Raw genomic sequence first — 5,964 nt, forward strand, 5'->3', positions numbered from 1 at the left:
TACCACGTGCGCGACGTGGAGTTCGTCGCCGCCTTCGACGTCGACGCCAAGAAGGTCGGGCGCGACCTGGCCGAGGCCATCAACGCCAGCGAGAACAACACCATCAAGCTCTGCGACGTCCCGACCACCGGGGTGACCGTGCAGCGCGGCCCGACGCTCGACGGCCTGGGCCTCTACTACGCGGACACCATCGAGGAGTCCGACGCCGAGCCGGTCGACGTCGTCGCCGCGCTCAAGGCCGCCGAGGTCGACGTGCTCGTCTGCTACCTGCCGGTGGGCTCGGAGGAGGCGACGAAGTTCTACGCCCAGTGCGCCATCGACGCCGGGGTCGCCTTCGTCAACGCGCTGCCGGTGTTCATCGCCGGCACCAAGGAGTGGGCCGACAAGTTCACCGCCGCCGGGGTGCCGATCGTCGGTGACGACATCAAGTCCCAGGTGGGCGCGACGATCACCCACCGCGTGCTCGCCAAGCTCTTCGAGGACCGCGGCGTGCGGCTGGAGCGCACCTACCAGCTCAACGTCGGCGGCAACATGGACTTCAAGAACATGCTGCAGCGCGACCGCCTGGAGTCGAAGAAGATCTCCAAGACGCAGGCCGTCACCTCCAACATCGCCGGCGAGCTGGCGCCGCGCGACGTGCACATCGGCCCCAGCGACTACGTCGAGTGGCTCGACGACCGCAAGTGGGCCTACGTCCGCCTCGAGGGCAAGGCCTTCGGCGACGTCCCGCTCAACCTGGAGTACAAGCTCGAGGTGTGGGACTCGCCGAACTCGGCGGGCATCATCATCGACGCGATCCGCGCGGCGAAGATCGCCCTGGACCGCGGCATCGGCGGCCCCCTGCTGTCCGCCTCCGCCTACTTCATGAAGTCCCCGCCGGAGCAGCGCGACGACGAGGCCGCACGCGCGTCCGTCGAGGCGTTCATCGCGGGTGAGGTGGAGCGCTGAGGCGCCCCGCCGGCCCCAGGTGAAGGTTCCGACAGGCGCGTCCTGTCGGAACCTTCACCCCCTCCGGGCCCCGTGCCGGACGGTCGGTGACCACCCCCACCGCAGGTCGTGACCTCCCGGGAAGGTCGGGTGCGGGTTGTGTGAAGTCCGTCGCCCGCGGGCGGACGGGTGCGGAATGCGGCATGGTCGCTACCGCATACTGAGGGGTCGTCGGCAGTGCTACAGCAACCGAGGAGGTGTCGCGTGGCGGCCAGGAAGCAGACCGGGCGCGGGACGGGCGCCCAGGGCCGGGGCCGCGCCGCACCGGGCCGCGCCGGGCGCACGGCGGCCGGGGGACGCAAGCGCCGCTGGTTCGACTACCCGCGCGCCGGGAAGGGGCCGCTCCACCGCTGGCTGCCGAGCTGGCGGGTGGTGTTCGGCACCGTCCTCACCGGGATCGCCGTCGTCGTCGGCATCGTCGCCGCGGCCTACCTCACCACCGACATCCCCGAGCCGGGTGACTTCGCCCAGGCCCAGGGCACCCACGTCTACTTCGCCGACGACGAGACGGAGATGGGCAGCTTCGCGGAGTACAACCGCGAGATCGTCGCCCTCGACTCCCTCCCGGCGCACGTGGGGCACGCTGTCGTCGCCTCCGAGGACCGCCGCTTCTACGAGAACGTCGGCATCGACCCGATCGCCATCGGCCGCGCGCTGTGGAACAACCTGCGCGGCAACCCGGTCCAGGGCGGCTCGACGCTCACCCAGCAGTACGTCGAGCGCTACTACCTGGGCACGACGACCGACTACGTCGGCAAGTTCCGGGAGGCGATTCTCGCCCTGAAGATCGACCGCGAGCTCACCAAGGACGAGATCCTCGAGGACTACCTCAACACCATCTACTTCGGCCGCAACGCCTACGGTATCGAGACCGCCGCGCAGGCCTACTTCGGCAAGCCGGCCGCTGAGCTCACCCTCTCGGAGTCGGCGATGCTCGCCGGCATCATCCCCTCCCCGAACGCCTGGGACCCGGAGAACAACCCGGAGCGGGCGCAGGAGCGGTGGGCCCGCACCCTGGACTTCATGGTCACCGACGGGTGGATCACCGAGGCCGAGGCCGCGGAGCAGACCTTCCCCGAGACCATCCCGCATGTGCGGTCCGACACCTACGCCGGCCCCACCGGCTACCTCCTCGACATGGTCCGCCGGGAGCTCGTCGCCAAGGCCGGCCTCACCGAGGAGCAGATCGACACCCTCGGGCTGCGGATCACGACGACGGTCGACCCCGACGCCCAGCAGGCCGCCGTCGACGTCGTGGACGCCCTGCCCGAGGACCGTCCGGAGAACAACCGGGTGGCGCTGGTCTCGCTCGACCCGCACAGCGGCGCGATCGTCGCCCTCTACGGCGGCCCGGACTTCGTGTCGCGGCCGCGCAACGCCGCCACCCAGGACGTCGCGCAGGCGGGTTCGACCTTCAAGCCGTTCACCCTCGTCGCCGCGCTGCGGGAGGGGGTGCCGCTGAGTACCCGGTTCCCGAGCTACACGCCGATGGAGATCGAGGGCTTCGACCGCCCGGTCAACAACTACGACTCCTTCAACCGCGGCAACATCGACCTCGTCGAGGCCACCGAGCAGTCGGTGAACACGACGTACGCGCTGCTCAACGTCCAGATCGGGCCGGAGAAGTCGGTGGAGGCGGCGATCGACGCCGGGCTGCCCGAGGACACCGCCGGGCTCGCCCCGGTGCCCTCCAACGTCCTGGGGCCCGCCTCGCCGCACCCCATCGACCTGGCCCGGGCCTACGCCACCTTCGCCGCGCAGGGGGTGCGGCACACCCCGCACATCGTCTCCGAGGTGCGCGACGCCGAGGGGAACACCATCTTCACCGCCGACACGAGCGGTGAGGAGGTCTTCGAGCCGGACGTCATGGCCGAGGCCACCTACGCGATGACCAAGGTGATCGAGGAGGGCACCGGGGTGCGTGCCCGGAGCCTGGGCCGGCCCGCAGCGGGGAAGACCGGGACGTCGAACGAGGGCCGGTCGGCGTGGTTCGCCGGGTACGTGCCCCAGCTGGCCACGGTCGTGGCGATGTACCAGGTCGGGGAGGACGGTACCGAGGAGTCGCTCACCCCGTTCGGGGAGTACGCCTCGATCACCGGGTCGACCTACCCGACGACGATGTGGCGCGACTTCATGGTCGCGGCGCTGGAGGACGTGCCCGTCGAGGACTTCCCCGAGCGTCCGGCCCCGACGACGTCGACCTTCACCCCCGACGTCCCCTCGCCCGACCCGGAGCCGACGACGGAGGAGCCCACCACCGAGGAACCGACGGAGGAGCCGACGACGCAGGAGCCCACGACGCCGCCTCCGCCGGAGCCCACCGAGGAGCCCACGACGCCGCCTCCGCCCGAGCCCACCGAGGAGCCGACCGACGAGCCGACGCTCGAGGAGCCCACACCGCCCGGGCCGCCGGAGGAGCCGCCGGGTGAGGAGGAGGGCGCCGGCCGCCGGCTGCTCCCCGGGCTGCCCGACCGTCACCCGGGAGGCGGGGACACCTGAGGCACCGGCGGGGCGCCGACGACCGGCGACCGCCCAGGGCCGACGCTCCCCGGCTCAGCGACCCAGGATGCGCCCCAGCCCGGTGACGAGACCGGCCACGTCCTCCTCGGTGGTGTCGAACGAGCACACCGCCCGCAGGACGCCGGCCCGCCGGTCCCACGGCAGGACGGGCAGCTCCGCGGTCACCGCGCCGAGGAGGTCCGGCGGGACGGGGAGGAACACCGCGTTCGCCTCGACCGGGTAGACCGGCTCGATCCCCAGGTCGTAGCGCAGCCGCTGGGCGAGGTGGTCGGCGGCGTCGTTCGCGTGCTGCGCGGTGCGCCGCCACAGGTCGTCGGTGAGCAGGGCGAGGAGCTGCGCCGAGACGAACCGCATCTTCGAGGCGAGCTGGGTGGCCGCCTTGCGCAGCCGGGCGACGGGTTCGGCGAGGTCCGGGTCGAGGACGACGACGGCGTCGCCGAACAGCCCGCCGTTCTTCGTCGCCCCGAAGGACAGGACGTCCACGCCGCGAGTCTGCTCGGCGAGCGAGGTGTCGAGCCGCGCGGCGGCGTTGGCGAGCCGGGCACCGTCGACGTGCACCACCATCCCGTGGCCGTGCGCGGCCTCGGTGAGCGCGGCGAGCTCGGCGGGCCGGTACACGGTGCCGAGCTCGGTGCTCTGGGTGAGGGAGAGCGCCGCGGGCCGGGCGTGGTGGACGCTGCCGTCGTCGTCGGCGAGCAGCGCGGCGAGGTCACCCGCCGTCATGGTGCCGGTGGGCGCCGGGAGCGTGCGGACCGCGACGCCGGCGACGAGGTGGGGCGCGGTGGACTCGTCGGTGGCCAGGTGGGCGTGCTCGGTGGCCACCACGGCGTCCCACCGCTGCAGCGACGCGGCGAGGGAGACGACGTTGGCGCCGGTGCCGTTGAGGACCGGGAAGATCGCGGCGCTCGGACCGAACACGGCGCGGGCGCGCTCCTCGAGCTCGCGGGTCACGGCGTCCGCGCCGTAGGAGGGCGCGTGCCCCTCGGCGGCAGCGGCGAGCGCGGCGAGGACACGGGGGTGGGCGCCGGAGGCGTTGTCCGAGGTGAAACTGCGCACTGTCATGGGGAAACCCTATTCGGACGGGCCGACCCGTACGTTAGAGTGGTGCGCTGGCCGTGGTCGGTGCGCACCCGCGTACCCGCACCACGGCCGATGAACGCATCACCCTCCTGTCACGGAAGGACCGTGACCGCCTAGTCCAGAGGAGGTGGGTACCAAGCATGCGTCAGTACGAGCTGATGATCATTCTCGACCCGGAGGTCGACGAGCGGACGGTCGCCCCGTCGCTCGACAAGCTGCTCTCCGTGGTCAAGACCGGCGGCGGCCAGATCGACAACGTCGACATCTGGGGCAAGCGTCGTCTCGCCTACGACATCAAGAAGCGTTCCGAGGGCATCTACGCGGTCGTCAACATGACGGCCTCCCCGGAGCTCGCCCAGGAGCTCGACCGCCAGCTCGGCCTCAACGAGGCCGTCCTGCGCACCAAGCTCATCCGCCCGGACGCTCACTGAGCCTCCCTCCCCCCACCTGATCCCCGTCATAGGAGACCGACATGGCAGGCGAGACCGTCATCACCGTCGTGGGCAACCTCACGGCCGACCCGGAGCTGCGGTTCACCCCCTCGGGGGCGGCCGTCGCCAGCTTCACCGTGGCCTCCACGCCCCGGACCTTCGACCGTCAGGCCAACGAGTGGAAGGACGGCGAGACGCTGTTCCTGCGCTGCTCGGTGTGGCGTGAGGCGGCGGAGAACGTCGCCGAGTCCCTCGCCAAGGGCATGCGGGTCATCGTCCAGGGGCGTCTCGTCCAGAGGTCCTTCGAGACCCGTGAGGGTGAGAAGCGCACCGTCGTCGAGATGCAGGTCGACGAGGTCGGTCCCTCGCTGCGCTACGCCACGGCCAAGGTCACCCGCACCCAGCGCGGTGGCGGCGGCTTCGGCGGCGGGCAGGGCGGCGGTTTCGGTGGCGGCCAGCAGGGCGGCGGCTTCGGCAGCCAGGGCGGCGGGTTCAACCAGCCGGCCGGTGGCCAGGCCGACGACCCGTGGGCCACAGGTGGGTCGAGCTCGTTCGGTGACGAGCCCCCGTTCTGACCAGACGTACCGCGCGGCGCTGAGCCGCGCCACAGCACCCTAGGAGCAACACCATGGCGAAGCCCGTACTTCGCAAGCCCGGAAAGAAGAAGGCCAACCCGCTGAAGTCGGCCAAGGTCGAGGGCATCGACTACAAGGACACTGCGCTGCTGCGCAAGTTCATCTCCGACCGCGGCAAGATCCGTGCGCGTCGGGTGACCGGCGTCTCCGTCCAGGAGCAGCGCGCCATCGCGAAGGCGGTCAAGAACGCCCGCGAGATGGCCCTGCTCCCCTACGCGAGCTCGGCTCGCTGAGCGGAGGGACAGCACCAATGGCGAAGATCATTCTCACCCACGAGGTGACCGGTCTCGGTGAGGCCGGCGACGTCGTCG

At 71.5% G+C, this 5,964-nt stretch carries 6 protein-coding genes; 5 read left to right on the top strand and 1 reads right to left on the bottom strand.

Going from position 1 to position 5,964, the window contains the following annotated elements:
* Together Q0195_RS12415 and Q0195_RS12420 are read left to right on the top strand one after the other, a co-directional pair.
* Positions 1–948, top strand: a 948-nt coding sequence (locus Q0195_RS12415; protein ID WP_299279028.1) for an inositol-3-phosphate synthase, incomplete at its 5' end; no start/stop codon positions are given.
* Positions 949–1,191: 243 nt separating this feature from the next.
* Positions 1,192–3,486 (top strand): transglycosylase domain-containing protein, encoded by a 2,295-nt coding sequence (locus tag Q0195_RS12420; RefSeq protein WP_299279030.1) that lies wholly within the window; start codon positions 1,192–1,194, stop codon positions 3,484–3,486.
* A gap of 54 nt (positions 3,487–3,540) precedes the next feature.
* Here the strand turns inward: Q0195_RS12420 and Q0195_RS12425 are convergent, their stop codons facing one another.
* A complete protein-coding gene (locus tag Q0195_RS12425; protein WP_299279032.1) occupies positions 3,541–4,569 on the bottom strand; it encodes an aminotransferase class V-fold PLP-dependent enzyme in 1,029 nt (342 codons plus the stop codon).
* A 158-nt stretch (positions 4,570–4,727) separates the two neighbouring features.
* Between Q0195_RS12425 and rpsF the strand changes: the two genes are divergently transcribed.
* Genes rpsF through rpsR form a run of 3 tightly spaced genes read left to right on the top strand, consistent with a single transcriptional unit; the run spans position 4,728 to position 5,886 of the window.
* Positions 4,728–5,018: a 30S ribosomal protein S6 gene (gene rpsF / locus Q0195_RS12430; protein WP_299279034.1), complete on the top strand. Its 291-nt coding sequence runs from the start codon at positions 4,728–4,730 to the stop codon at positions 5,016–5,018.
* 41 nt (positions 5,019–5,059) lie between these two features.
* Positions 5,060–5,593 carry a single-stranded DNA-binding protein gene (locus Q0195_RS12435; RefSeq protein WP_299279036.1) on the top strand — a complete coding sequence of 178 codons (534 nt, stop codon included), beginning with the start codon at positions 5,060–5,062 and terminating at the stop codon, positions 5,591–5,593.
* Positions 5,594–5,646: 53 nt separating this feature from the next.
* Positions 5,647–5,886, top strand: coding sequence for a 30S ribosomal protein S18 (gene rpsR / locus Q0195_RS12440; protein WP_110853882.1), 240 nt, complete (start codon positions 5,647–5,649; stop codon positions 5,884–5,886).
* The last annotated feature ends 78 nt before the right edge of the window (positions 5,887–5,964 follow it).

It is taken from the genome of uncultured Georgenia sp., assembly GCF_937958535.1.
Lineage (GTDB): Bacteria > Actinomycetota > Actinomycetes > Actinomycetales > Actinomycetaceae > Oceanitalea.

Coding starts and splice junctions, on each gene's coding strand:
- rpsR (WP_110853882.1), top strand. CDS start 5,647: ATGGCGAAGCCCGTACTTCGCAAGCCCGGAAAGAAGAAGGCCAACCCG.
- rpsF (WP_299279034.1), top strand. CDS start 4,728: ATGCGTCAGTACGAGCTGATGATCATTCTCGACCCGGAGGTCGACGAG.
- Q0195_RS12425 (WP_299279032.1), bottom strand. CDS start 4,569: ATGACAGTGCGCAGTTTCACCTCGGACAACGCCTCCGGCGCCCACCCC.
- Q0195_RS12435 (WP_299279036.1), top strand. CDS start 5,060: ATGGCAGGCGAGACCGTCATCACCGTCGTGGGCAACCTCACGGCCGAC.